Source organism: Vibrio gazogenes (genome assembly GCF_023920225.1).
GTDB classification, from domain to species: Bacteria; Pseudomonadota; Gammaproteobacteria; order Enterobacterales; family Vibrionaceae; genus Vibrio; species Vibrio gazogenes.
The window spans coordinates 2,394,715-2,420,678 of the sequence record NZ_CP092587.1 but is presented as its reverse complement, the minus strand read 5'-3'; the positions used below and the strand labels follow the sequence as shown (position 1 = coordinate 2,420,678).

Genomic DNA, 25,964 nt, shown 5'->3' with positions numbered 1-25,964 from the left:
GATGATGGTCGCCAAATGCATTCTCTTCTTATTACCAACCGTCTTATGCCAGCACTAATGTATCAGGACGCGAGTTGTTTTATTGGTAAAGTCAGCGGGTTATGTGATGTTCTCCAACTGGATTTAATCTCATTTCAACTGGATCATATTGCCATGCGTATCAATGACCGGCAGCTTGCTGAAGCCGCTCATCAAGCTTGGTTAAATGAGGGGATGGAAATCTCATCGGCAAACATTAATGGCCGACCGATTATTGTGATTGAGCTGGAAACGCCTATCTTGCTCGGAAGATGGTCAACGTACTGTTTGGAATTACCTTATCCGGTGAAAGGGAAGTCTTATCCTCGTCAAGGATGGGAGCATGTGGAATTTGTCATTCCCTCCAGTGCAACAAATGTGGATGATTTTTTGCGGGATATTTGGCAGCGTTTCCCTGCGCTGGAACAGATGTGGCCGACATTGGAACAGCGAGGGATTACGGTAAAATGTTCTGCGCCAAAAGGAGACAGGGAACGCTTGGCAAACCCGACAATTGCTTTTCGTCAGGGAGATATTTGCCTCAAGTTGCATCCCCATTCACTGGCGCATGTGATCGCTTCAGAACATCAAATCTAGCCTAACTCGTAAGCTTTCGGCATGAGTTGAAACGCTTCGATTGAGCCAATTTCTCTACCCAGAGTGAGTTGTTCGGCATCATGGTGTACATTGCCCTGAGTGTGCATGATGAGGCGATTGGCCGTTCTGGGTTTCAGTTCATTGACAACAAAGCGGATCATATCCGAGCGCGACAGTTGTTTCAGCTCCTGCAACACGAGTTCTCGCTGATTGAACTGATGGTCTTTATTGCCAATCGCGACCCAGAGACGTTGTGCCCGGCTTCTGAGCGTTGGATCCGGAATGGCAATTTGGTTGAACAATCCTCGTTTGCTGCTGTGCCATTGGTATTCGTTCAGTTCCAGTAAAACCAGATAAAAGGCATTCAGAAATTCATCAATCGAGGTGATTAAATCGATTGGCGCAGCATGAGGCGATTGCACATACATCACGATTCCCGGGTGGCGGTTCAGAGGGAGGTTCCCAGTCCCCACCATATATCCGAGCTGCTGTTTTGTCCTGATTTCATGAAAAAAGGTTGCAGACATCAAGTGGTTGGCTAAAGAGTACAGTGCAATACTTTTGGGTGAGATATCCGTACACTGGTAGTACAACACGATCGCGGAATCATCTTGATCACAGAACACTTCCCGGCGGAAAGTCCCTTGTTTTCCCAGCATGACGAGAGGGCGGAGTGACTCTTCATAATGTTGATCTTGGACGTGCAATGCCTGAATCAATTGTTGCCCGATTTGCAACGCATCCGATTTTCTCCAGTCCCCATAAATGAACATCTCCACATGGAGTTGGGATAACATCTGATCGACAAAAGGTGCCAGCTCTTGAACTTTGATTGTTTGCAGTGCTTCAAGCAAGCTTTCGTAGGGTGGGTTATTGGGCTGTAACAACCCTGTCATCGCATTAAACAGTTGTGAGATCGGTCGATCTTTCGCGGCATTTCGCCAGCTTCGTTCCAGTTGGGTTTTTACCGACAGGAAACGATGTTCACTGAATTCTCTCTTTTTGAAACGATCGAGAATGAGTGCCAACAGTTCTGGTTGTTTCTGACTGAAACCAGAAATAGACAGGGTTACTCCGCCTTGATGGGTATACATGTTATATCCCATCCCGGCAATTTCAGCCGGATAAGTTTCTTTAGCCAGTGAATCGAGAAAAATCTCAACGCACAACCGGGTCATTACGATATTGCGAGGACTCTGCACAGCATAAGGGCTATCAATGGCAACATAGATGACACCTTTGGGAACCAAGAATTCCTGATCCTGCATGTGCCATAGGCGGAATCCGTCACTTTCCTGAATGACTTGTGGTTGAGCATCATCAGACTCGATCGATTTCGGTTGTAGTCCATGGCAGATGAAAGGATTGGGTTCGGGCAATGCCATACTGAGCTCTGACTGAGTCTGATGGAAACAGGTAAATTGGGCGTCGGTAAAAGGGGTCACTGAATATGGGGTGTAATACCAATTCGCGGTCTGGTCATAGTCGCCCCCCTGAGCTAACAGGGTCGCTCTGAGATTTTCAGGTACAAACTGTTCGATAATGTCTCTGAGCAGCGTTTCATCATAGCCCAACATCATATAATCGCCATAGATGGTATCTTCTTCTTGGTAATGCTGCATATTCATTACCAGATGACTAACCATATCCAATGGGCGTGGGACTTCTTGATACCGGAACGTTGCTTCAAGAACCGCTTTTTTCTCTTCATAACGCCAAGCTTGCAGCCCTTTTTCCCGGATCAAATTGATATAGCTGAAAATCGCCTGAATAATTGCATCAACAGACGTCATCCCTTTCTCTGTGAGTAACATACTGACAGTAAATTCTCGGTAGTTACTTCCGCTGGTGCCGCCGCCGGCCGAAAGGCTCGTAATCCATCCTTTGTCTTTCAGCGCCTGTGTCAGGCTGTCTTTTCCTTCATAACCGAGTAAGTGTGCAAAATAAGACAATGGCTTTTGCTGATAATAAATATCCATGCAGGGCAATGGAAAGGACAAAAACAGCTTACGGATATCTTTCAGAGGTTCAACTTCAATCAACAGGCCGGTATGTTTACTGGTGACATAGGGTTCCTGAACGCTTTTCCCACGACGTTGCTGATTCATAACGTCAGCAAATCGTTCCGTAACCCACAGTTCTAATGTATCGAGTGACTCTGGAGCGATGACCGCTAGTGTCATTAAGTCTGCAGAATAGTGTTCACGGTGGAACTGCACAATTTCTCGACGAATACTGACCTGATTGCGATCTGACAAAGTTTGTTCGTTCCCGACAGAAAACTTGGCGAAAGGGTGCTGTGGATGAATGGTTTCTTTATGCACTTGGTACAGCCGCCGGACATCATCATTGAGTTTGAGTTTATATTCCGATTCAATGGCTTGGCGTTCTTTGTCGAGAGATTCTTCGTTAAACAGTGGGGCAGTAAAAAATTGGGCAAAGCGATCCAGTGCTTTTTCAAATGCTGAAGTCGCGACGTCAAAAAAGAAACAACTATGCTCAGTTCCTGTCCAAGCATTATGTGTTCCACCGTGTTGATTTATGAAATTTTGAAACTCGCCGGAGTTTGGGTATTTTTCCGTACCTAAAAATAGCATATGCTCTAGGTAGTGCGCTAAACCCTCACGATCTGTAGGGTCATCGAAGTGCCCGACATTGATTGCCAGAGCTGCTGCACTTTTTTGTGCATTGGGGTCACAAATCAATAGCACCCGAAGTTGGTTTAGTAAGGTGATATATCGGTAACTATTTGTATCATTTGGACTGATATGCACGAGACATGCCTCCAGACGTGGCTAGGGAATCGATTATTAGTATGACGTTGAAAACTGACGTCGCCAACCTCAGATAACAATTTTATGAGTAAAATGTTATTTTAATTTGCTCAATTCGAGTGAAGCAGCCAATATAGAGTAGAGGTTTCTCTAACGACGAAAATCAGGACTTGGCTATATTGAGTGAGTATAAACTCACCTGTGAGTTTAATGGGGTATTAAGGTAGCCATCGTATGAAAATTTTTATTATGCGTCATGGAGAAGCGGGATATTGCGCGACAGGTGATGCGGATCGGCCATTGACCGAACTTGGGAAAAGTGAGTCAGTTTCAGTGATGAAGCAGGCGAATGACATACAAAAAATTAGCGTCGATAAAGTGTTGATTAGCCCTTATCTTAGAGCACAAGAAACATGGCAGGAAATTTCTGCTTACGTCGAAGCTCTCAGTATCGAAACTTGCGATGATATAACGCCGTACGGTAAATCAGATCGGGTGTTCGATTATTTGATGGCTTTGGCTGACATTGAGCGGGTCAATTCATTCTTTATCGTCTCCCACTTGCCTTTGGTCGGTTACTTGACCAGTGAGTTCGTCAGAGACATGCCGGCACCGATGTTTCCAACATCCGGATTGGCCTGTCTTGATTATATCCCTGAAACACAACAGGGTGAGTTATTGTGGCGTCTTGCGCCGAAATAATTTGTCGGTGATTGCGGTTTGAGACGGGTTCACAGACCTTTGTCAGAAGAGGGAGGAACATTGAGACAGTCTGTTCCCCCTAATCTGGGGTCAAAGGGGAAGTCATGTTCGGTCATTGACGTATGTCTCTTGTGATGGTTCCCGAGAAATTGATTTCCTATCTTTGTTGTATCTTTTGATGACGTCTATCTGTCTGACGATAGCGTCAATTCTATTATCTATTCCTTGTTCAGCCCTATTATTCTGGTGTGATCCATATCATTTCAACGAGCCGAGAGATGACCAAGCTGGTGAGCCATAAATTTGACATGTTTATGGTGCAATTATTGCATGAACTGAGAAATCCAGAAGTTCCCAATGACGGCCTGAGGTTCAGGCTCTTCAACTCCCAACAGAGAATTATGAACGGTCATCTATGAAGTTTACGCTGCCATTTGCTGACAAATTACCCGCCATGCCACGGCGCACGATCCCTGCTATCGGTGCTCCGGTCATGGTACTTGCAACGCTGGGGATGGTGGTTTTGCCTATCCCGGCATTTATGCTGGACCTCTTTTTTACGTTTAACATTGCTCTGTCGATGGTCGTCTTGTTGGTGACCGTATATACGCGCAGACCACTCGACTTCGCAGCTTTTCCTTCTGTATTGCTGATTGCAACGTTATTGCGTTTAGCATTGAACGTCGCATCGACTCGGGTTGTTTTATTGTATGGTCATGGCGGCCCGGGGGCTGCCGGTAGTGTGATAGAAGCATTCGGTAGCGTGGTGATTGGTGGCAACTATGCTGTGGGTCTGGTGGTTTTCCTGATTTTGATGATTATTAACTTTATGGTTGTCACCAAAGGGGCCGGCCGGATTTCTGAAGTAAGTGCTCGCTTTACGTTGGATGCATTACCCGGGAAACAGATGGCAATTGATGCTGATTTGAATGCAGGGTTGATCGATCAGGAACAAGCGCGTCTTCGTCGGTTTGAAGTGACGAAAGAAGCTGATTTTTACGGTTCGATGGATGGTGCTTCAAAGTTTGTTAAAGGTGATGCGATAGCGGGGATTCTCATTCTATTTATCAACATTGTTGGTGGATTGACTATTGGGATGATCCAGTATGATCTGGGTTTCGGTGAGGCAATTCAGATATATACCTTATTGACAATTGGTGATGGTCTGGTCGCTCAGATTCCGTCATTGCTCCTGTCCATCGGCGCAGCGATTATGGTGACGCGTCAAAATACCGATGAAGATATGGGGCAGCAGCTGATCTTCCAGCTGTTCGACAATCCGAAAGCACTGATGATCACGGCTGCAATTTTAGGTGTCATGGGAATCGTGCCCGGGATGCCTCATTTTGCTTTTTTGCTCTTGGCTTGTCTGGCTGGTGGTGGTGCTTATTTGTTGCATAAAAAGCAAGGTAAAGCCGCTGAAAACGAACAATTACCCGCAGAAATGGATGCCGAGTCTCCGAAGTTAAAAGAGCTGTCTTGGGATGACGTTCAGCCGGTTGATATTATTGGGTTGGAAGTAGGCTATCGGTTAATCCCGTTGGTGGATCGTGATCAAGGCGGCGAATTATTAGAGCGGGTAAAAGGTGTCAGAAAGAAACTTTCACAAGATTTTGGTTTTCTAATCCCGCCCGTTCATATCCGGGATAATCTCGAGTTAACCCCGAACAGTTACCGGATTACTTTGATGGGAGTTGCTGTCGGAGAAGCTGAAATTCGGCCTGATCAGGAGTTGGCGATTAATCCGGGGCAGGTCTATGGACTGATTGATGGCGAACAGACCTTTGACCCTGCATTTGGTTTAGAAGCGGTTTGGATTCGTGAAGATCAGCGAGAACATGCTCAGGCATTGGGTTATACGGTTGTCGATTCATCGACGGTATTAGCGACCCATTTGAGTCAATTACTCACTAATAATGCTGCCCAACTGATCGGTCACGAAGAAGTTCAGAATTTGTTGGAGATGTTAGCGCGTAGTGCGCCAAAACTGGTTGAAAATTTTGTACCGGACCAACTGCCATTAGGCACTGTCGTTAAAGTTCTGCAAAATTTATTGAATGAAGCGATTCCGATTCGTGACATTCGCACTATTGTTCAAACCCTCGCAGAATATTCCGGGAAGAGTCAAGAACCTGACATTTTGACGGCTGCTGCCCGGATTTCCCTGAGACGTCTAATTGTTCAGGAAATCAATGGTATAGATCCGGAATTGCCAGTGATTACATTGATTCCTGAATTGGAACAATTATTGCATCAGACAATGCAAGCGTCAGGTGGAGAGTCTGCAGGGATTGAACCCGGTCTCGCTGAGCGGCTTCAATCTTCTTTGAGTCAGGCGACTCAAGAGCAGGAGTTGAAAGGTGAGCCAGCTGTTTTACTCACATCGGGTGTTCTGCGAGCCACACTGGCTAAATTTGTAAAAAATACGATACCCAACTTGCGTGTGCTTTCTTATCAGGAGATTCCTGACGAGAAACAGATTCGAATTGTACAGGCTGTCGGTAACTAGCAGATAAACATTGATGGTGGGTTGCTGCTTTGAAGATAAAACGATTTTTTGCTAAAGACATGAAAACTGCATTACTTCAAGTGAAAGAGGAACTTGGGGTCGATGCGGTGATCATGTCTAATAAAAAAGTTGCAGGTGGGGTAGAAATCGTTGCTGCGGTTGACAGCGATACTGTCGCTCCCAAGACACAAGTTCACGGTTATAATTCTCAACCGCGTTACCGAGATGAGCCGTCACCTTCAGTCGGACGACGTGAGCTAAAAGAGGATCGCGTCCAACTCGGTCAACGGACTGCGGCAACGCTTCAAAAACCACAACGGCAGCAACAGTCGTCAAGCCAACGAGGTTCAATGACCAACCGTTTTGCCAATTTACTGAAACAGTATACGCCAACTCAGTCAGATGAAGAGCCGACACGTGAGGATTCGTTGTCGTCTCTGCTACAGCGTCAAGCCAAAGAAAAAGATGCTTCAGCGAGCAATGGTCCTTCAGGTAACCGAGATCATACACCCGTCAGTCGATGGGAAGAGCGTGAAGAACATCACAAGCCTCAACTGGACCCTTCTCGTTATGAACGTCGTCAGAAACGCGAAGAGGACGTTCAGAATTCGCAGGATTTTGATTTGATGAAAGAAGACATCAATTCGATTCGTCGTCTTCTGGAACATCAGGTTTCCGGTTTAATGTGGCAGGAAGTTGAGCGTCGAGAGCCTCTCCGAGCCATGTTGATTAAGCGATTGTCTCGGATGGGACTGTCACTGGAACTGGCGGATCAGCTTGCTTGTTATATACCGGAAGATACCCCTCCACCCAAAGCATGGCGCGCTTTACTTGGGTTAGTGTCGGATCAGATCCCGGTCGTCAATCAGGATATTTTAAAGCGAGGCGGGATTGTCGCCTTGCTTGGGCCGACTGGTGTCGGGAAGACGACAACAGTTGCAAAATTGGCTGCCAGAGCCGCAATGGAATACGGTTCGGATAATGTCGCGCTGGTCACAACGGATACTTATCGTATTGGTGCCCATGAGCAGTTAGCGATATATGGCAGGATTATGGGATGCCCAGTAAAAGTTGCTAAAGATTCCAACGAGTTAGCCGATGTAGTTCAACAGTTACGAAATCGGCGTCTGATTTTGGTGGATACAGCAGGTATGGGGCAACGAGATGTGCGCTTGTCTGAACAACTTGACACTTTAATGCAGGATCGCGGTGGCGTGATCAAAAGTTATTTAGTTTTACCAGCAACAGCACAAAGAAAGGTACTTCAGGAAACCATTGACCACTTCAGACGAATTCCCTTATCTGGATGCATCATGACTAAATTAGATGAGTCTCTGAGTTTGGGAGAGTTTGTGAGTGTGGTGGTTGAAAATGCGTTACCAGTCGCTTATATCGCGAATGGCCAGCGTGTCCCTGAAGATATTGTGATTGCTCAGCCAAAATATATGGTAGCGAAAGCGAACGAATTGCTAGAGAAGTCGGCTGACAATGAGCCTCACTACTGGAGCAGTGACTCAGAGAGAATCTAGGCGGCGGATAAATATGACAGATAAAATGATTTTCGACCAAGCAAGCGGCCTGCGCCGTTTAAGCCAACCAACACTGACAAAAGTGATTGCAGTGACAGGTGGAAAAGGTGGTGTTGGCAAAACCAACGTCACTTTGGGTATGGCAATGAGTATGGCTCGTCAGGGCAAAAAAGTGATGGTACTTGATGCCGACCTGGGATTGGCAAACGTAGATGTCATGTTAGGTATTCGTCCCAAAAAGAATCTGGGGCATGTCCTGGCTGGTGAGTGTGAGTTAAAAGATGCTATCGTTGAAGGCCCATATGGGATTAGAATTATCCCGGCAACTTCCGGTACGAAGTCCATGGTTGAATTATCCCATGCGCAACATATCGGGTTAATTCGGGCATTTGGCAGTCTGGAAGAAGAAATGGACGTGCTGTTGGTTGACACAGCAGCTGGGATTTCTGATATGGTTGTGAGTTTCGCCCGAGCGGCTCAGGATGTTGTTGTCGTTGTTTGCGATGAACCAACGTCAATTACCGATGCTTATGCTTTAATCAAGTTATTAAGTCGTGAGCATCAGGTACAGCGTTTTAAAATTGTTGCGAACATGGTGCGGAGTTATCGGGAAGGGCGTGAGTTGTTCGCGAAGCTGACCTTAGTCACAGAGCGGTTCCTCAATGTCGGCATAGAACTCGTCGCATGTATACCTTTAGATGATAATGTCCGTCAGGCTGTGAAAAAACAAAAAATCATTGTTGAGGCATTTCCACGTTCACCGGCATCGCTCGCGATTAGCTCTTTGGCGAATAAAGCATTAACATGGCCGATACCCAAAACACCGAGCGGCCATTTGGAATTTTTTGTTGAACGGTTGCTAAATCGAACAGAAATAGTAGGGGAACCTTTTGGTGAATAAGGCGCTGACGTACGATCAATATGGAAATCTCAATAATCAGCAGGCTTTTCTGGAAAAGTATTCTGTATTGGTTAAGCGTATCGCACACCACTTGATCGGACGGTTACCGCCGAGTGTTCAGGTCGAAGATTTAATTCAAGCGGGAATGATCGGACTACTCGAAGCGCAAAAAAACTATGACAATAGTAAAGGCGCCAGTTTTGAAACTTATGCGGGGATCCGTATTCGTGGCGCAATGTTGGATGATATTCGTCGTGGAGACTGGGTTCCTCGCTCTGTCCATAAATATAATCGTGAGATCAGCCAAGCAATTTCGGTACTTGAAGGTGAATTAAATCGTGAACCGACCGATACAGAAGTTGCTAAGTATCTGGAAATGTCGTTAGATCAATATCATAGTGTCATTACCGATATAAACAGTTCTCGGATTGTTGGTATCGAAGATTTAGGTGTTTCTGATGATGCTATATCACCTTTTGATAGTGATGATAACTCACCATTTAAAGGTGTTGCTGACGAATCATTTCGTAAAGCATTGGTTGAATCAATAAAATCGCTTCCTGAACGTGAAGCTTTAGTACTTTCGCTCTATTATGATGAAGAGCTAAACTTAAAAGAAATTGGTGAAGTGCTTGGTGTAAGTGAGTCTCGCGTAAGCCAAATATTAAGCCAAACCATGCAGCGTTTAAGAACAAAGCTGCGTTCTTGGACACAAAATGACTAAATATCACTGATCTCATACTCAGTGGAGGCAATTTTGAATAAAAACATGAAAATCCTTATTGTTGACGATTTTTCAACAATGCGCCGAATAGTGAAAAACCTGCTCCGCGACTTGGGTTTTAATAATACTCAAGAAGCTGATGACGGGTTAACGGCTTTGCCTATGCTTAAGAAAGGTGATTTTGACTTTGTCGTGACCGACTGGAACATGCCGGGAATGCAAGGGATTGATTTACTGAAACACATTCGTTCTGATGAAGAGCTTAAGCACCTTCCTGTGTTGATGATTACAGCTGAAGCGAAACGTGAGCAAATCATTGAAGCTGCTCAGGCAGGTGTGAATGGCTATATTGTCAAACCATTTACAGCGGCTACGCTTAAGGAAAAGCTGGATAAAATCTTTGAGCGTTTATAAGTCTTGAACTTTGATCTGAGTACCTGATCAGGTAAGAGAAACATTTATTCGCGTATAAAGGCTCTTCAGGATGATTGAATTAGAACAAGCACAACAGCTCGTCCATTTATTGGAAAGCGGCAACAGAGAAGAAGCTAATGCATTATTGGTGGGGATATACCAGTCCAAGTCTGCTGATCCGATGTTTCGGCAGATTGGTGAGCTGACCCGAGAATTGCATGAGTCGATCAAGGAATTCACCGTTGATGAACGGATGAGTGAGATTGCGACATCTGAAATTCCTGATGCGAAAGATCGTCTCCAGTATGTCATTTCCAAAACCGAGGTTGCTGCTAATAAAACAATGGATGCCGTTGATCGCTGTATGCCTATTGCTGATCAGTTGCACCAGACGCTTCTGGATGTTCGTCCTCAATGGAACGAGCTCATGAAGGGCCGAATCGCATTAGATGAGTTTAAAGCACTCTGCCACAAAATTGACGATCTACTCAGTCAGATTGAAGGTGATAGTTCGGAGTTACGTGGTGAGTTGATGGATATTCTCATGGCTCAAGATTTCCAAGACCTGACAGGACAGATTATTCGACGGGTTATCACACTGGTTAATGAAGTTGAGCAGCGATTGGTCGATATTCTTACTGTGTTTGGAACAGAGCAATCAGAACAACAAGAAGATAAGACAAAACATCAAGCCACTGATCCTGAGGGGCCAATTTTGAATCCTCATGAAAGAAGTGATGCTGTTTCATCTCAAGACGAAGTTGACGATTTGTTATCGAGTCTTGGTTTTTAGAGGTGCCGTATGAGCTACGAATTAGACGAAGATATTTTACAGGATTTTTTAGTTGAGGCAGGTGAAATAATAGAGCTGTTGTCCGAGCAGTTGGTTGAGCTTGAAAATAATCCTGAAGATAACGACCTTTTAAATGCAATTTTTCGAGGGTTCCATACGGTAAAAGGGGGCGCTGGTTTCCTTGCTTTAACTGAATTAGTTGCCACCTGTCACGGTGCAGAAAATGTCTTTGACATATTACGGAACAGGCAGCGAACAGTAACATCTGGCCTTATGGATACAATGTTACGGGCTCTAGATACGGTGAACGAGCAGTTCCAAGCGGTGCAAGATCATGAACCACTCGAACCCGCAGATCCAGCCTTATTGGAAGAGCTACACCGACTTTCTCAGCCCGCTTCAGCAGATGAAGATGAATCAGAGGATACGAATCAATCCCCGGACACATCAGTGCTCGATGACGAGCCAGCAGCGCCTGCTGAAGATATCCCTCAAACACCACCACCAGAAAACAACGCAGTTTCTGACACGGCAAGAGCCAACTCGGTTGATGAAATTACCCAAGATGAGTTTGAGCGACTGCTGGATGAGCTCCACGGTAAGGGTAAAGCGCCGGCACATAGTGCTCAATCGACATCAAATGAATCTGCACCAAAAGAATCTAAAGTATCACCACAGCAGCATACAGCGAGTGATAGTGGCGATATTACCGATGATGAGTTCGAGAAGTTACTCGATGAGTTGCATGGTGTCGGGAAAGGGCCTTCAGTTGAAGGTTCAGAACCGGTTGCTGCGCCTCCACCACCGAAGAAAACCCCGACAACAAATTCAACTGCTCAGTCGTCAGCACCTGCCTCAAATGGCGGTGACAGTGATCTGATGACCGATGACGAGTTCGAAAAATTGCTGGATGAGCTACATGGTGCTGGCAAAGGTCCGTCTGTCGAAGAGTTGGAAATGGCGGTTAGACCGGCATCGGCTAATGTTGAACCTGTTGTGAAAGCAACAGAGCTTCCGAAAAAAGAACCTGCAGCACCAAAAGCGAGTGTGCAAGCGAAACCAGCGGTTACGCCACCAGTTAAAGAGAAACCAGCCGCGAAAACACAGGTTGCGACACGAGAGTCTAAGGAAGTCGCCGCAGCGAAAAAACCACAGGCTGAAGCGAGTGTCCGTGTGGATACATCCACATTGGATACCATCATGAACATGGTCGGTGAGTTGGTTCTTGTTCGGAACCGCCTGCTCAGTCTTGGTTTGAATAGCAATGATGAAGAAATGTCAAAAGCTGTATCGAATTTAGACGTTGTGACGGCTGATCTGCAAGGCGCAGTCATGAAAACGAGGATGCAGCCGATCAAAAAAGTATTTGGCCGTTTTCCTCGTGTCGTTCGGGATTTGGCGAGAAGCTTGAAGAAAGACATTGTGCTGGAAATGCGCGGTGAAGATACCGATTTGGATAAAAACCTCGTTGAGGCTCTGGCAGATCCACTGATTCACTTGGTTCGCAATTCTGTCGACCATGGGATTGAAATGCCGGATGACCGTGTGAAAGCCGGCAAGCCTCGAACTGGGAAAGTGCTGTTATCTGCATCGCAAGAAGGTGACCATATTGAACTTTGCATCATCGACGATGGTGCAGGCATGAACCCGGATAAACTGAGAGGTATTGCCGTTAAGAAAGGGCTTATGGATGAAGATGCCGCTTCTCGTTTGACAAATAAAGAGTGTTTTAACCTCATCTTTATGCCGGGCTTCTCCAGTAAAGAGCAGATTTCTGATATTTCTGGTCGTGGTGTTGGTATGGACGTGGTTAAAACGGCGATTAATACGCTGAATGGTTCTATCGACATCGACTCCGAAATTGGGAAAGGCACCAAAATTGCTATCAAAGTTCCGTTGACACTGGCAATACTGCCGACACTGATGGTCGGTGTTGCAGGAAGCCCATTCGCGTTACCACTGGCAAGTGTGAGTGAGATTTTCCATCTGGATTTGAGCCGAACAAATGTCGTTGACGGACAGCTGACCATTATCGTACGCGAAAAATCTATCCCTTTGTTCTATTTACAAAATTGGCTTGCACCTCGTCAGGGTATCATTGATCATCGTAAAGGGCATGGACATGTTGTCATTGTACAATTGGGGAACCAAAGAGTTGGTTTCGTCGTAGATACATTGATAGGACAGGAAGAAGTCGTGATTAAGCCGTTGGACAATTTGTTGCAAGGAACGCCGGGAATGGCTGGCGCAACAATTACCAGTGATGGACATATTGCATTAATACTGGATGTTCCTGATTTATTGAAAAACTATGCGGCAGCATCTCGCATCTAACTGATTGGTTGAATAAGGGAAAATATGGCGATAAGAGTTTTAGTGGTTGATGACTCAAGTTTTTTCAGACGTCGTGTTAGTGAAATCATTAACTCGGAATCGCGTTTAGAGGTCATTGGCGTCGCAATCAATGGTCGAGAAGCTGTTGAAAAGGCAAAAAGCTTGAATCCAGACGTCATTACGATGGATGTAGAGATGCCCGTGTTAGACGGTATCTCTGCTGTGAGAGAAATAATGGCAGATAATCCGACGCCAATCTTGATGTTCTCTTCCCTTACTCATGATGGTGCGAAAGCGACACTGGATGCACTCGATGCTGGTGCGATGGACTTTCTGCCCAAGAAATTTGAAGACATTGCTCGTAACCGTGATGAAGCAGTGGCGTTATTACAACAGCGTGTTTTAGAGATTGCACGGAAGAAAGCGTATCTTCGTCGTGTCTCTCCGCTTGCTTCTCGTTCGAACACAACAACTTCCACTCGGACTCAGACGACAGCACGAACAACTCGTCCTTTAAGCGGTAGTGTCAACGCGATACCGACTCGCTTTAAAGCGAGTGGTAAACGATATCAATTGACGGCTATCGGAACATCAACCGGAGGACCGGTTGCGCTGCAAAAAATATTGGTGAAGTTACCCGCGAATTACCCTCATCCTATTTTGTTGATCCAACATATGCCAGCGACTTTTACTGCTGCTTTTGCCAGTCGTCTTGATTCTCTATGTCAGATATCGGTGAAAGAAGCCGCAGATGGTGATGTTTTACAGCCGGGGGTTGCTTACTTGGCTCCCGGTGGTAAACAGATGATGATCGAAGGTCGGGTCGGCGCGGCCAAAATTCGTATTCTTGATGGCGGTGAGCGGATGAACTATAAACCTTGTGTCGATGTGACATTTGGTTCCGCATCAAAGGTCTACGCAGATAAAGTCCTTTCCATCGTATTGACCGGTATGGGGGCTGATGGGCGGGAAGGCGCCCGGATGTTGAAGCAAGCTGGAGCAACGATTTGGGCACAAGACGAAGAGAGTTGTGTTGTTTATGGTATGCCTCAGGCTGTCGCTAAAGCGGGAATATCGTCTGAAAGTTTGCCTTTGGAACGTATCGCTGAGCGTATTTTAGTAGAAGTGGGTCTTGCATAAGGAAAACCGATGATTGTTTGGAGTATTGCCAATCAAAAAGGTGGAGTAGGAAAAACAACGACAACGATTACGTTGGCTGGCCTGTTATGCAAAAAAGGTCATCGAGTGCTTCTGGTGGATACTGACCCACACGCTTCACTGACGACTTATCTCGGTTATGATTCTGATCATGTTGAATCAAGCTTATTCGATTTGTTCCAGTTGCCCTCTTTGGATGACAAATCGGTTCGTCCTCTTGTGATTGAAACTGATATTGAAGGGATGGATCTGATTCCGGCTCATATGTCTCTGGCAACGCTGGATCGTGTGATGGGTAACCGAAGTGGGATGGGATTGATTCTAAAAAAAGCGCTGCTTGCCCTTCGTCACCAATATGATTATGTATTAATTGATTGCCCACCTATTTTGGGAGTGATGATGGTCAATGCCTTAGCGGCCAGCGACCGAATTTTGATTCCTGTTCAAACTGAATTTTTGGCAATGAAAGGCTTGGAACGAATGGTGCGGACGCTCAGTATCATGCAGAAGTCACGAAGCCGAGAGTTCAAAGTGACGATTGTTCCGACGATGTATGACAAAAGGACAAGAGCCTCGCTGCAGACATTAACTCAGTTGAAGAAAGATTATCCGGATCAAGTCTGGACGTCTGCCGTGCCGATTGATACGAAGTTTAGAGATGCGAGCTTGAAACGTCTGCCTGCATCTCACTTTGCTGAAGGGAGTCGGGGTGTATTTGCATACAAACAATTGCTTATCTACTTAGAGAGGTTGGCGATTAATGAATCGTGATGTCGCGTTATCGAGCGAACAGGCTTTAGACGATTACTTTGCTGCCTTATTAGATGAAGAGGCAGGGGAGTTAGAGCTAGTTCAAGAAAAAAACGCACAAGTTTCGCAAGAACCTGAAGTTGTACCACAATTACAGGCACAGCGTGTTAGTGTTGCTGAAGCATCAGAGACTCACCAAGATGAAGCACTGTTTCCGAATCTTGAGGATGTACAGCGACTCTTGAATCAGTTGGAATCATCAAATCCAGTTGATGAAATTGAAGATATTGAAGCATTGTTGGAGAAAAATACTCAGGAGATCTCTGTTCATCAAGATGCACGTGTTGAAGAAAATGAGATTCAGGACTGGGATATTGACCTTCAATCTGAAGAAGTGATCGAAGTCGCAACGCCATCTGATGTGGAAATTTCATCGGATGATGTATTGGAAGACGAGGTTGCAACAGCAGACGTTATAAGTGAATCTCTGGTTGTTGAACCGGAACCCGAGGTGACAGTTCAGACGACTCAAGTAGAAGATGTTCAGGAGAGTATTGAACAGCTATCGGATATTCAGCCAGAACCACAGACTCAGGCTGGTGGTACGGTTGGAGAGATTACTTGGCATAGTACGGAACGGGCTGAAAACTTTCAGGTACTGTATTTTGAAGTCAATGAAATTGTATTTGCTGTGCCGTTGGATGAATTAGGTGGTATCCATCGCCTTGAAAAAGTCAGTCACTTAATTGGCAGACCTCAATGGTATCTCGGTTTACAGACGAATCGTGATCAGCAATTGGATGTGGTCGATACTGCCCGTTGGGTGATGTCTGAAAAGTTAAAAAATGATGGTTATAAGGATTCCTATCAATACATCGTGATGCTTGGTGACAGTACTTGGGGGCTCGCATGTGATCAATTGAGAGGAACCGAATCATTGAATCCTGAAAAGGTTCGTTGGCGTGAACGGGCTGGAAAACGCCCTTGGCTTGCCGGAATGGTAAAAGAGAAAATGTGTGCTTTGATTCATGTTGAAGCGTTAACCGCCATGTTAAAGGCTGGATTAGATGTTAAAGCACTCGATAATGATTAGATTTACCGAAAACATTAGTGTCGGATTCGACTTAGAGAGGATAAGGTATGTCTCATACAAATGAAGTAGAAGTGAAAAAAGATAAGTCTAATGATGAAGTGCTTCAGTGGGTGACGTTCCAGTTAGAGGAAGAAACTTACGGCATTAATGTGATGCAAGTTCGGGAAGTCCTTCGCTATACTGAAATCGCCCCTGTTCCCGGAGCACCTGATTACGTATTGGGGATTATTAACCTGCGGGGAAATGTGGTAACGGTTATCGATACCCGTTCTCGTTTTGGTTTGATTGATGGTGAAGTGACCGACAATACTCGAATTATTGTGATTGAGTCTGAACGTCAAGTGATTGGTATTTTGGTTGATAGTGTTGCAGAAGTCGTTTATTTGCGAACCTCTGAAATTGACACAACACCAAGTGTCGGAACGGATGAAAGCTCTAAATTCATTCAAGGTGTCAGCAATCGGGAAGGCAAGCTGTTAATTCTGGTTGATCTGAACAAGCTTTTGAATGATGACGAGTGGGATGAAGTGGCTCACTTATAATGTATCGTGACATTTTGTTAAGCTTTCCCGTATTGCTCGGGGGAGCTATTTTTGTTGTTTTCTTGTTGCTTTTGACAATATACCGTTTAAGGCGTCTCATTTTAAAACAGTCTGAGATGCGTCGTCAGGAGTCAAGAGTATTAGATAAGTCGCTGCAAAAGGCGAGTAAACAGCTTGTTGAGCTGCGTTCTGTCGTCGTGGGACTGGGGCAAAAAATCTCCGAGCAGGAGCAAATTATCTTGCATCAGGATGAACGAATTAAAGAATTGGAACAGCAAGACAGCGATGCCCGGCTTTACACTCGTGCTTCAAAAATGGTGCAGCTTGGTGCTGATATTGATGAATTAATAGAAGAGTGTGAGTTGCCTAAAGCTGAGGCAGAATTGATGCTTTCACTCCAGAAGAAACTCTCCGGAGAGGAAAAAGTGCCACCGTTGAGGGCGCGTCCGGAAGGTGGTACTGTCAAACGAAAGACACCTCCGAAAAAGAAAAGTGTATAAGTTGATAAAAAAGGAAGTCTGCGGACTTCTTTTTTATCACTTGTAGAAAATGTAACGGGACACACGATTTGTACATCGCAGGGTTGTTTGCTGCTGCGGTGTTGTCTGTCGTGACTTTTCAATCCTAAGCCACAAAAATATGCTAAATTTTTTCGAAGGTATGCTGAATCAGTAGGATGGTTTGTCGAACTCGTTCGAGTTGATGCGGAGTGTCATGTAATGGCGTCATATTCGAATGATTGTTATCAACAAACGGATCTGGTTATCCGGAGAGCTGGTTGACGTTGTTATTGACAAACGATATGAATATACTTAGCAGGTTTTGAGTGACCGGTCATAGGACGCAGCTGCTTTACCGGATTGATCGCTCATATCTAACTCAGGAAAGAGAACGGAAAAATAAAATGAATGACCGTATCAAGCGGCTTTGTCTAGGCTTTATTCTATTGGTTTTGATTGGTTGCAGTACAACGGATCATGTTGACCCACAGGATCCTAATGCATCGGTAAATGATCCGCTTGAAAGCGTCAATCGCAGTTTCTGGACCCTGAATTACGATTATCTTGATCCTTACGTGATCAGACCTGTTTCTCTCGCTTATGTCGATCATGTCCCCAATCCGATTCGCCGGGCGATTGCGAATTTTTTCTCTAACCTTGATGAACCGTCAAGTATGGTGAATAACTTACTTATGGGGAATGGTCGTCAAGCGTTAGATCATTTTAACCGCTTCTGGCTGAATACAACTTTCGGGTTGTTCGGCTTAATTGATTTGGCATCTGAAGCAGGGATAACCAAAGCCGATCAGAAAGGTTTCGGGGATGCGCTCGGGCACTACGGGGTCGGGAATGGCCCATATCTGATGGTACCCGCGGCCGGACCTTATACGCCCCGTGCTGCGACTGATTTAGTGGATGAAACCTACGCCCCGCTCTCTTACTTGAATATTTGGGGAAGTGTTTCAAAATTTATTTTTGAAGGGATGGAAAGCAGGGCTGCATTGGTGAATCAGGAGTCAATGTTGAAGGACTCTCCTGATCCTTATGCATTGACCCGAGAAATCTACTTACAGCATCAGGATTTCAAAGCTGAAATTGAGAAAAAAGAGACCTATGATCCGGACCAAGAAGCGCTATTTGACCAATATATGAGTGAGTAAACGTGATCATTTGATTTATGTCTTGATGTTGGCAGATTCAAGTAGACATGGTTCTGCCACTGAAATATTCGTTTTCTACAATATATTCTGTATTCCGAATTAGTTCATCTAACAAGACCGGTGTCGGCCGTGATTCGCCATCAACTGCTTCTAAAACGGGGATGACCGCACCGACACGTATATTGAATGGTGTCAGTTCTTTTGCCCAGCTTTGGGTAAATCCAGTGACTATGGATGCCGAGTTTTCAAATCCTTTGACAGTCTCTTGATCGGTATTCGAAATAATATTGACAATCACACCGTCCTTTTTGTCACGCCTCATGCGTTCAGCACTCATCTGGCCAAATGAAAAAATTGTTGAAGCCATAATGGTCAGACTATTCGTAAACATTTCTAAAGGTTGCTCATCTGTCACTGAAGGCAATGGGGTATTAGGCCAGTGATTCACCAGTATGTCCGGACCTTCATGATATCTCTCGGTAATAAAATTCAGTAGTGCTTCGATTGAACTGGGTGTGTAATCCGGTAGAAAAAAATAACTGGTACTGGCTGAAAGATCTCGGATTCTCGTGTAAGTTGCCAGCAAATCTTGTTGGTGCGTGTCTGTCAGGACTATTTTAGCGCCCAGTTGAGCGAAGCGCTCTGCTAATGCACTCCCTAACATTGTCGCTGATGAAGTGATAAGAATAATTGAATCCTTGATATGCATGACTGGCGTTTTCCTGTGGTTCATTATTTTTATTCATGTTTGAGTAGCATGGTTGAACCCATCAGGGAAGGTTGTGAAAGGGGTCAAAGAATATCTTTAAAGGTGCATGATGTGATCTGTTTTGGGGGGTAATTCACACAACCATCGGTGTATCACTGTGTGATTACAGAAAAATAGTTAGGCTTGAGCCTGAATTTGGGACAATCTCCGGTTAGTAACCAATTGATTATAAAGGTCATAGTTTAAAGGTTGTGGCGGTGTTTGGTTTTCAAGCTGGCGGCGTTGGTGACCGGAGAGATTGTGATAAACCGATTCATCTAACTGATGAGTATATTCAGGGAAGTAAGACAAAGCATCTGGGTGTAGGTAATGCTGAAGTTTTGCCGAACAGATTCCGCCTTGATGAAATTGTAAAGCGATTTGAGCCCCGGATGAGTAGCTTTCCTGATCGGAGCGTAAGGGTTGTGGTGATGTCAGTGCAAAGTGTTTGCGTAATTCACTGTCGGTATGGTGAATTGGGTCAATCACTTCTGTTGCCGTCGTTTCACGCATATCGTTGGAGAGCATCGCAAGTAGCAAGGCAAAATCGGCGCGTCGATTTTGTGCGATCGCCTGATTAACGTTCTGCCCACATTGCAGTTCGTTGATCAGATTTGCTTTATCCAGTGTATGTAGGATCTCGGTGGTTGGCTGTAGCATCATCTTCTCCGTCTGATGCTTACATATCGGCAGGCGCGGAGATGACTTTAATATCATTCTGGTTGAATTTTATATAAAAAAATCCCCTGCCGAGACAGGGGATTATGTCAAAATCCTGAAAAATTCGTAATCACCGAATTACTTCGCCAGATTTTCAGCCACAAAGTCCCAGTTAACCAGTGCCCAGAAAGCACTCATATAATCAGGACGCACGTTGCGGTAATCGATGTAGTAGGCGTGTTCCCACAGGTCAACAGTCAGTAGTGGTGTTACACCAGCTTCAGTAATTGGTGTCGCTGCATTGGATGTATTGACAATATCCAGAGAACCATCAGCTTTTTTCACCAACCAAGTCCAAGATGAACCAAAGTTGTTGACAGCAGAATCTGTGAATTTTGCTTTGAAATCTTCGAAAGAACCAAACGCCTGATTGATTGCATCAGCAACAGCACCTGTTGGTTCACCGCCACCGTTTGGTGACAGGCAGTGCCAGTAGAATGTGTGGTTCCAAGTCTGAGCCGCGTTATTGAAAATGCCGCCAGATGAAGTTTTGATGATCTCTTCAAGTGACTTGTTTTCGAATTCAGTGCCTAGGATCAGGCCATTCAGCTTAACCACATATGTGTTGTGGTGTTTACCATGGTGATAGTCGAGTGTTTCTGCTGAAATATGAGGTTCCAATGCATCTTTTGCATAAGGAAGAGCGGGAAGTTCAAATGACATTGCTCAGTTCTCCATTGTGTTTGAAAGAGTCTCTCTTTCAGTTAGCTTCCAGAGTTATTTTCTTTTGATGTTCGTCAAAACGACTGACTTGGTTCTATTTTAGCAAGTTTTTACTTTATTTAAAGCACTAATTTATCAACACAACCAGACAGCGTTGTATCCGGAACGAAAGAGACCATAATAATAATAGGCTTTTTATTCTCCGTTAATGATTTAGAATAGCCGATATTTTCAAACGCTCTGACGAGGACATCATGGAAACAATCGATAAAATTAAAAAGCAGATTTCTGACAATTCAATTCTGCTTTATATGAAAGGCTCGCCTAAGCTACCTAGTTGTGGTTTTTCATCTCAGGCTGCACAGGCATTGATGGCTTGTGGAGAAAAATTTGCTTATGTTGATATTCTTCAAAATCCGGATATCCGTGCAGAGTTACCCATTTATGCCCAGTGGCCAACGTTTCCTCAGCTATGGATAGAAGGCGAGTTGGTTGGTGGTTGTGACATCATTCTGGAAATGTTCCAGAAAGGAGAGCTACAACCGCTGATTAAAGAAGCCGCAGCACGCGTAGAAAAAGAAGAGTAAACTGTATAAATTTACAGTTGATCCTGTTATGTTAAGGCCACAAATTTTTGTGGCCTTTATATTTGTATGCCTCGTCTATTTATTGCTGAAAAACCGAGTCTCGGCCGTGCGATTGCCGATGTTTTACCCCGTCCTCACCAGAAGGAGGATGGATGTATTCGTTGTGGTAATGGTGATATTGTCACATGGTGTATCGGTCATCTTTTAGAACAGGTCGAACCGGAAGTCTACGATGATCGCTATAAGAAATGGCGGCTGGAAGATTTACCGATTGTGCCGCAGCAATGGCAACTTCGTCCTCGAAAATCGTCCTCACGGCAACTGACCGTGATTAAGAAACTGCTTAAATCGCCACTACAGATTGTTCACGCCGGAGACCCGGATCGTGAAGGGCAACTGCTGGTGGATGAAGTGTTAGAGTATTGTCGAGTCAGTCAACAGCGCCGCGCCGACACGGAACGTCTGTTGATTAACGATCTCAATCCGTCTGCGGTCAAACGGGCATTGCAGCAGATCCGGCAAAACCGAGAATTTATACCGCTCTCTGTCTCTGCATTGGCACGGTCCCGGGCAGATTGGCTGTATGGCATGAATATGTCGAGAGCTTATACACTGTTGGGGCAGCAATCTGGTTATCAGGGCGTGTTGTCAGTCGGCAGGGTTCAGACACCGGTGTTAGGGTTGGTGGTTCGTCGAGATGAGACCATTGAAAACTTTGTGCCTCGGGATTATTTTTCCCTGCATGCCTTGATACCCTATCACACTGCGGATCAAACCTTTGATATCCGGGCTCGCTGGAAACCGAGTGAAGCTTGCCGTCCGTGGCAGGATGACGAAGGACATGTTCTTCATCGTCCATTGGTCGAAAACGTCGCCAGACGAATACAAGGTCAGCCAGCGACTGTCACGGATTCAGAACAAAAACAAACGCGCCAAAATGCCCCGTTACCTTATTCGCTCTCTGCTTTACAAATTGATGCGGCGAAAAAATATGGGATGAGCGCCCAGCAAGTGCTGAACGTATGTCAGGGGTTGTATGAGAAACATAAATTGATCACCTATCCCCGTTCAGATTGCCGCTATCTGCCAACGGAGCATTGGCAGGCGTCAGCCTCGGTGACCGCAGCAATCTCAAATATTGCGCCAGCGCTGAAGCAAGCGGTCGAGGGAGCTGATTTATCTTTGAAATCCAAAGCATGGAACGACAGTAAGGTTGACGCACACCATGCCATCATCCCCACACCGAAGACAAAGACCGCAATATTGTCAGGTGATGAGCAAAAAGTTTATCAATTAATTGCTAAACAATATTTGATTCAGTTTTATCCGCCTGCGTGTTATGCCGAGTCTCAATTGGTATTTGATATTGCCGGTGGTACTTTTATTGCCAAAGGGAAGCAAATGGTCTCGCCGGGCTGGAAGACTGTTACAGGGTTTCGTGATGATGACCAAGATGGTCTTGACGCCGTTCCCCCGCTGACCAAAGGAACTGTATTGACCTGTCGTGAAGGCGAAATCGGCAACCATCAGACCGAACCTCCACGGCCTTTTACTGAAGCTACCCTATTGCTGGCGATGACGGGGATCGCTCGATTTGTTGAAGATAAATCTCTGAAAAAAATTTTACGGGAAACCGACGGGCTCGGCACGGAAGCGACTCGTGCCGGTATTATTGATATGCTGATCAAACGTCAACTCTTACAGCGGGAAGGAAAACAGATCCGCAGCACGCCAGCAGGGCGAGGGTTGATACATGCATTGCCCGTAGCATCGACATATCCGGATATGACGGCTCAATGGGAGCATCAGCTTCAGGATATGGCGGAGAAAAATCAGGCTTATCAGCCTTTTATGACTACTTTGACGCAACAGATTGATCATTTAATGCAACAAGTGAAAACGGCACCGCCACCGGATTCTTTACGTTCACTCCCTCAGCCGGTGAAGCGTTCGCGGACAAGAAAGTCGTTTGCCAAACGAGGTTCAAGAAAGTCGTCTAGCGCTTCATCAACCTGAAGAAGAAGACGTCAGTGATGTGAGGAGGTCGTTTATTTGAAGAATGGATTGTCTCTTTCTATAAATCGACTATGCTTATGAAGGCAAATCGTCGCATTATCAGGGTTGTTGACTGGTCGATTGATTTTATTGATTGATTTGTATGTATATCTATATGAATAAAAACAAATAAATGAGGGTTGATTCCATATCATGTCGGTAATTATCGGTTATTCTGACTCGGAGTATAACGCCTCGCTGTATCATTTTTAATAGTGTTTACGGATGTGAAATACTATTCATTAAAATATAATAACGGAGACTTCATGAGAAAATATAAAGCAAAAGTCGTTCATATTAATCCAGAAGTTCGAGAAGAGATCACATTTGATATTCATGGTTCAATTGTTCAATGTTTCTTAGGTCATGTCCCCAGTGATATTCGTCTCGGGAAAAGCTATTTCATCACCTTCGCATTTCTGGATGAAGATTTCGCTGAACAATTTGGAGAAGGTATACCCGCAGTGACATCAGAACACGATGATTCTATGGAATTATCATTGTCGATTGGCGATGCGCCAATGGGGACTGAATATGCCTCGCTGGATGGTAAAGCTATATCGATTCAGCTGGAACCCTGTATGGAATCTTCATTCGTTTAAAACTTAACCAAGCAATAAAAATGAAATACTGTTATCTGATAAGAGCCATCAATAATTTCAGTTGGCAGTTTATCGTTGTTTATTTGATATTTAGCATTCCCTAATTTTATATACACCCGTACTTTAAAATGATCTGAATCGTCACCATATATATTATTGACTACGTTTCTTGAATAGGAAATATTCATAATATTTAATAACTCCCACTGAAATTATAATGATAGGTTAAGAGATTGAACGCATCATTTCTACCACATGAAAGGTGACCTATTTGAGAACAATGGGATATGACGTTCAACATGTTGTTGTAGTGATGACAACGAAGCATTCGATGAGAGAGGAAAACATGCAGACATATCGGGCGGTTCATTTGGTTGAGAGACCCCAGCAGGAAATTACTGCGGATGTATTTTCAACAGAAACAGCAACAATACCAACGCCACAAGAGGGCGAGTTTTTGGTCAAAGTCACGCATCTTTCTCTGGATCCTGCAATGCGAGGCTGGATGAGCTCAGATGAGAGTAGCTATATTCCCCCGGTGCAACTCGGTGATGTCATGCGTGCAAGCGGCATGGGTGAGGTTGTGTCTTCCAAACATCCGGATTTCCCTGAAGGAACCCGAGTGCTAGGAATGACGGGTATGCAGGAATATCTGGTTTCAAACGGAACCGGGCTGAACAAAATACCGGCGGAGATTCCGGCTGAGGCTGTACTGGCGGTGATCTCACTACCGGGCGTTACGGCGTATCATGGCTTGTATCAGGTTTTACAGCCAAAGCCAGGACAAACATTAGTTATCACGGCAGCCGCTGGGTCGGTCGGTTCACTCGTTGGACAAATGGCGAAGAATCTCGGACTGCGAGTCGTCGGGGTTGTCGGTAATGAAGAAAAAGGGCGCTGGATTACTGAAGAGTTAGGGTTTAATGCCGCTGTGAATTATCACGATCCAGACTTTGCTGAACAACTGGCAACTGCCACACCGGATGGGATTGATCTGTTTTTTGAAAATACCGGTGGGGTTGCTCAGGCGCCTATTTTTTCCCGGATGAATGCGCATGGACGTATCGCGGTCTGTGGTCTGATTGCTGAATACAATAAAGACCAGCCCGATCCGGGGCCGAGTTGGATGAATATTATTAAGCGTCGCCTATCGATTCAGGGCTTTACCATGCCAGATCACTTTGATCGGTTTGCTGACTATGGCTTGGCTTTAGGCGGCATGCTGATGAAAGGAGAGCTGAAGTATCGCACCCATGTTATTCATGGTATCGAGAATGCACCTGATGCGATTAAATTGCTATTTAGTGGTGATAATCAAGGTAAGTTAATCGTCGAGTTATAAGATTCTGCTCATACTTCTATCGCTGACGGGCTCTTCTGAGCCCGTTTTTTGTGGTGCTATCGACAAACGATTGATACACAGTATGACGTTTTAGATGTTGTTTTGAAAACGATTACCAAGCTTTATAGATATGCTCATAGCCGATACTGAACGCTGTATAAACTAAGAGTAAGGCCAATAGTTGTTGTATACGTTGCAACCAGTTCGCATTCAGCAGGTGTTTTCCGACAATCCCACCGATAACCGAATAACTCCCGGGCGCACATCCGGCAAACAGCGACAGTGCAACAGACCACCAGATGACCTGTCCTTCAGTCATGTTTTGTGCCGGAAACTGAATCGTTGCAATGGGGAGTGTTGCAATCAGCCCTTTGGGGTTGAGTAGTTGCATCATGAGCCCGCTTTTGAATGAAAGCGTGAAGGCGGTATATGGCTTGAGTGTCACTGATGAGCGTATCAACTGCCAGGCGAGATATAGAATGTAACTGCATCCGCAGAGTGCGATATAAGGGAGAATCTCATCATTGACGAGTGAGTGACCAAGGTAACTTAAACTGATAAATAGGATGAACATTGCACAGGCCACCCCAAAGAAAAATCCAATGTGGCGACGCGTGTGTCCCTGCATCCCGCCGTTTAGACTGAGTAGATTGACCGGGCCGGGGGAATACATGATTCCCAGAGCATAAATCCATATTGCTAGCATAAGATGACAGACCTGTTTTGATGGTTATCAGGAGGAATGATAT

General features: G+C 45.1%; 24 protein-coding genes. 19 read left to right on the top strand and 5 right to left on the bottom strand.

Translation table 11 applies throughout. The features are described 5' to 3' along the window. Window positions 1–15: 15 nt before the first annotated feature. The gene (locus MKS89_RS10685; protein ID WP_072956689.1) at window positions 16–615 is read left to right on the top strand and encodes a VOC family protein; all 600 of its coding nucleotides are present in this window, start codon (window positions 16–18) and stop codon (window positions 613–615) included. Here MKS89_RS10685 and MKS89_RS10680 read toward each other — a convergent pair. Next, on the bottom strand, window positions 612–3,389 hold the full coding sequence (locus MKS89_RS10680) for an insulinase family protein (protein WP_072956690.1): 2,778 nt from the start codon (window positions 3,387–3,389) through the stop codon (window positions 612–614). The genes MKS89_RS10685 and MKS89_RS10680 overlap by 4 nt on opposite strands. A gap of 234 nt (window positions 3,390–3,623) precedes the next feature. Here MKS89_RS10680 and sixA point away from each other — a divergent pair, with 234 nt between their 5' ends. The 14 genes from sixA (at window position 3,624) to MKS89_RS10610 (ending at window position 18,498) form a co-directional block, all read left to right on the top strand. Next, window positions 3,624–4,091, top strand: coding sequence for a phosphohistidine phosphatase SixA (gene sixA / locus MKS89_RS10675; RefSeq protein WP_072956692.1), 468 nt, complete (start codon window positions 3,624–3,626; stop codon window positions 4,089–4,091). 415 nt (window positions 4,092–4,506) lie between these two features. Continuing rightward, complete coding sequence (gene flhA, locus MKS89_RS10670; protein WP_072956693.1) at window positions 4,507–6,600, top strand: flagellar biosynthesis protein FlhA; 2,094 nt, start codon at window positions 4,507–4,509, stop codon at window positions 6,598–6,600. Window positions 6,601–6,629: 29 nt separating this feature from the next. Next, window positions 6,630–8,129 (top strand): flagellar biosynthesis GTPase FlhF, encoded by a 1,500-nt coding sequence (flhF, locus tag MKS89_RS10665; RefSeq protein WP_072956696.1) that lies wholly within the window; start codon window positions 6,630–6,632, stop codon window positions 8,127–8,129. 13 nt (window positions 8,130–8,142) lie between these two features. Continuing rightward, window positions 8,143–9,030, top strand: coding sequence for a MinD/ParA family protein (locus tag MKS89_RS10660; RefSeq protein ID WP_072956697.1), 888 nt, complete (start codon window positions 8,143–8,145; stop codon window positions 9,028–9,030). Next, complete coding sequence (locus MKS89_RS10655; protein ID WP_072956700.1) at window positions 9,023–9,754, top strand: RNA polymerase sigma factor FliA; 732 nt, start codon at window positions 9,023–9,025, stop codon at window positions 9,752–9,754. Before MKS89_RS10660 ends, MKS89_RS10655 begins: the two co-directional genes overlap by 8 nt. A 45-nt stretch (window positions 9,755–9,799) precedes the next feature. Beyond that, complete coding sequence (gene cheY, locus MKS89_RS10650; protein ID WP_038179952.1) at window positions 9,800–10,168, top strand: chemotaxis response regulator CheY; 369 nt, start codon at window positions 9,800–9,802, stop codon at window positions 10,166–10,168. 70 nt (window positions 10,169–10,238) lie between these two features. After that, window positions 10,239–10,961 carry a protein phosphatase CheZ gene (locus MKS89_RS10645; protein ID WP_072956703.1) on the top strand — a complete coding sequence of 241 codons (723 nt, stop codon included), beginning with the start codon at window positions 10,239–10,241 and terminating at the stop codon, window positions 10,959–10,961. Window positions 10,962–10,970: 9 nt separating this feature from the next. Further along, window positions 10,971–13,295, top strand: a complete 2,325-nt coding sequence (locus MKS89_RS10640; protein ID WP_072956705.1) for a chemotaxis protein CheA — start codon at window positions 10,971–10,973, stop codon at window positions 13,293–13,295. Window positions 13,296–13,319: 24 nt separating this feature from the next. Next, window positions 13,320–14,435 (top strand): protein-glutamate methylesterase/protein-glutamine glutaminase, encoded by a 1,116-nt coding sequence (locus MKS89_RS10635; RefSeq protein ID WP_072956708.1) that lies wholly within the window; start codon window positions 13,320–13,322, stop codon window positions 14,433–14,435. Between the two features lie 9 nt (window positions 14,436–14,444). Further along, the gene (locus MKS89_RS10630; RefSeq protein WP_072956709.1) at window positions 14,445–15,224 is read left to right on the top strand and encodes a ParA family protein; all 780 of its coding nucleotides are present in this window, start codon (window positions 14,445–14,447) and stop codon (window positions 15,222–15,224) included. Next, window positions 15,214–16,296, top strand: coding sequence for a chemotaxis protein CheW (locus MKS89_RS10625; protein WP_072956712.1), 1,083 nt, complete (start codon window positions 15,214–15,216; stop codon window positions 16,294–16,296). The genes MKS89_RS10630 and MKS89_RS10625 overlap by 11 nt, the downstream gene beginning before the upstream one ends. Before the next feature lie 47 nt (window positions 16,297–16,343). Continuing rightward, on the top strand, window positions 16,344–16,838 hold the full coding sequence (locus MKS89_RS10620) for a chemotaxis protein CheW (RefSeq protein WP_021018794.1): 495 nt from the start codon (window positions 16,344–16,346) through the stop codon (window positions 16,836–16,838). Then, window positions 16,838–17,338, top strand: coding sequence for a DUF2802 domain-containing protein (locus MKS89_RS10615; RefSeq protein WP_072956715.1), 501 nt, complete (start codon window positions 16,838–16,840; stop codon window positions 17,336–17,338). The genes MKS89_RS10620 and MKS89_RS10615 overlap by 1 nt, the downstream gene beginning before the upstream one ends. A gap of 404 nt (window positions 17,339–17,742) precedes the next feature. After that, window positions 17,743–18,498 (top strand): MlaA family lipoprotein, encoded by a 756-nt coding sequence (locus tag MKS89_RS10610; protein WP_072956716.1) that lies wholly within the window; start codon window positions 17,743–17,745, stop codon window positions 18,496–18,498. A gap of 37 nt (window positions 18,499–18,535) precedes the next feature. On the opposite strand, the gene MKS89_RS10605 is transcribed toward MKS89_RS10610, so the two are convergent. From MKS89_RS10605 to sodB, 3 genes are all read right to left on the bottom strand, one after another. Continuing rightward, window positions 18,536–19,207, bottom strand: coding sequence for an SDR family oxidoreductase (locus tag MKS89_RS10605; RefSeq protein ID WP_072956719.1), 672 nt, complete (start codon window positions 19,205–19,207; stop codon window positions 18,536–18,538). A gap of 177 nt (window positions 19,208–19,384) precedes the next feature. Next, window positions 19,385–19,909, bottom strand: coding sequence for a VC2046/SO_2500 family protein (locus MKS89_RS10600; RefSeq protein ID WP_235862529.1), 525 nt, complete (start codon window positions 19,907–19,909; stop codon window positions 19,385–19,387). Window positions 19,910–20,044: 135 nt separating this feature from the next. Beyond that, window positions 20,045–20,629, bottom strand: a complete 585-nt coding sequence (sodB, locus tag MKS89_RS10595; RefSeq protein WP_072956723.1) for a superoxide dismutase [Fe] — start codon at window positions 20,627–20,629, stop codon at window positions 20,045–20,047. Between the two features lie 254 nt (window positions 20,630–20,883). Between sodB and MKS89_RS10590 the strand changes: the two genes are divergently transcribed. The 4 genes from MKS89_RS10590 to MKS89_RS10575 all read left to right on the top strand — a co-directional run bounded on the left by MKS89_RS10590 (window position 20,884) and on the right by MKS89_RS10575 (window position 25,215). After that, on the top strand, window positions 20,884–21,216 hold the full coding sequence (locus MKS89_RS10590) for a Grx4 family monothiol glutaredoxin (protein WP_072956726.1): 333 nt from the start codon (window positions 20,884–20,886) through the stop codon (window positions 21,214–21,216). A 66-nt stretch (window positions 21,217–21,282) separates the two neighbouring features. After that, window positions 21,283–23,232: a DNA topoisomerase III gene (locus MKS89_RS10585; RefSeq protein ID WP_072956728.1), complete on the top strand. Its 1,950-nt coding sequence runs from the start codon at window positions 21,283–21,285 to the stop codon at window positions 23,230–23,232. Window positions 23,233–23,537: 305 nt separating this feature from the next. After that, entirely contained in the window at window positions 23,538–23,873 is a 336-nt protein-coding gene (locus tag MKS89_RS10580; RefSeq protein ID WP_072956731.1) for a UCP019853 family protein, read from the top strand. 346 nt (window positions 23,874–24,219) lie between these two features. Beyond that, window positions 24,220–25,215 (top strand): NADP-dependent oxidoreductase, encoded by a 996-nt coding sequence (locus tag MKS89_RS10575; RefSeq protein WP_072956984.1) that lies wholly within the window; start codon window positions 24,220–24,222, stop codon window positions 25,213–25,215. A gap of 112 nt (window positions 25,216–25,327) precedes the next feature. Here the strand turns inward: MKS89_RS10575 and MKS89_RS10570 are convergent, their stop codons facing one another. Then, window positions 25,328–25,921, bottom strand: a complete 594-nt coding sequence (locus tag MKS89_RS10570) for a LysE family translocator (RefSeq protein ID WP_072956736.1) — start codon at window positions 25,919–25,921, stop codon at window positions 25,328–25,330. Between the last annotated feature and the right edge of the window lie 43 nt (window positions 25,922–25,964).

Coding starts and splice junctions, on each gene's coding strand:
- MKS89_RS10685 (WP_072956689.1), top strand. CDS start 16: ATGCATTCTCTTCTTATTACCAACCGTCTTATGCCAGCACTAATGTAT.
- sixA (WP_072956692.1), top strand. CDS start 3,624: ATGAAAATTTTTATTATGCGTCATGGAGAAGCGGGATATTGCGCGACA.
- flhA (WP_072956693.1), top strand. CDS start 4,507: ATGAAGTTTACGCTGCCATTTGCTGACAAATTACCCGCCATGCCACGG.
- MKS89_RS10660 (WP_072956697.1), top strand. CDS start 8,143: ATGACAGATAAAATGATTTTCGACCAAGCAAGCGGCCTGCGCCGTTTA.
- cheY (WP_038179952.1), top strand. CDS start 9,800: ATGAAAATCCTTATTGTTGACGATTTTTCAACAATGCGCCGAATAGTG.
- MKS89_RS10645 (WP_072956703.1), top strand. CDS start 10,239: ATGATTGAATTAGAACAAGCACAACAGCTCGTCCATTTATTGGAAAGC.
- MKS89_RS10640 (WP_072956705.1), top strand. CDS start 10,971: ATGAGCTACGAATTAGACGAAGATATTTTACAGGATTTTTTAGTTGAG.
- MKS89_RS10635 (WP_072956708.1), top strand. CDS start 13,320: ATGGCGATAAGAGTTTTAGTGGTTGATGACTCAAGTTTTTTCAGACGT.
- MKS89_RS10630 (WP_072956709.1), top strand. CDS start 14,445: ATGATTGTTTGGAGTATTGCCAATCAAAAAGGTGGAGTAGGAAAAACA.
- MKS89_RS10625 (WP_072956712.1), top strand. CDS start 15,214: ATGAATCGTGATGTCGCGTTATCGAGCGAACAGGCTTTAGACGATTAC.
- MKS89_RS10620 (WP_021018794.1), top strand. CDS start 16,344: ATGTCTCATACAAATGAAGTAGAAGTGAAAAAAGATAAGTCTAATGAT.
- MKS89_RS10615 (WP_072956715.1), top strand. CDS start 16,838: ATGTATCGTGACATTTTGTTAAGCTTTCCCGTATTGCTCGGGGGAGCT.
- MKS89_RS10610 (WP_072956716.1), top strand. CDS start 17,743: ATGAATGACCGTATCAAGCGGCTTTGTCTAGGCTTTATTCTATTGGTT.
- MKS89_RS10605 (WP_072956719.1), bottom strand. CDS start 19,207: ATGCATATCAAGGATTCAATTATTCTTATCACTTCATCAGCGACAATG.
- MKS89_RS10600 (WP_235862529.1), bottom strand. CDS start 19,909: ATGATGCTACAGCCAACCACCGAGATCCTACATACACTGGATAAAGCA.
- sodB (WP_072956723.1), bottom strand. CDS start 20,629: ATGTCATTTGAACTTCCCGCTCTTCCTTATGCAAAAGATGCATTGGAA.
- MKS89_RS10590 (WP_072956726.1), top strand. CDS start 20,884: ATGGAAACAATCGATAAAATTAAAAAGCAGATTTCTGACAATTCAATT.
- MKS89_RS10585 (WP_072956728.1), top strand. CDS start 21,283: ATGCCTCGTCTATTTATTGCTGAAAAACCGAGTCTCGGCCGTGCGATT.
- MKS89_RS10580 (WP_072956731.1), top strand. CDS start 23,538: ATGAGAAAATATAAAGCAAAAGTCGTTCATATTAATCCAGAAGTTCGA.
- MKS89_RS10575 (WP_072956984.1), top strand. CDS start 24,220: ATGCAGACATATCGGGCGGTTCATTTGGTTGAGAGACCCCAGCAGGAA.
- MKS89_RS10570 (WP_072956736.1), bottom strand. CDS start 25,921: ATGCTAGCAATATGGATTTATGCTCTGGGAATCATGTATTCCCCCGGC.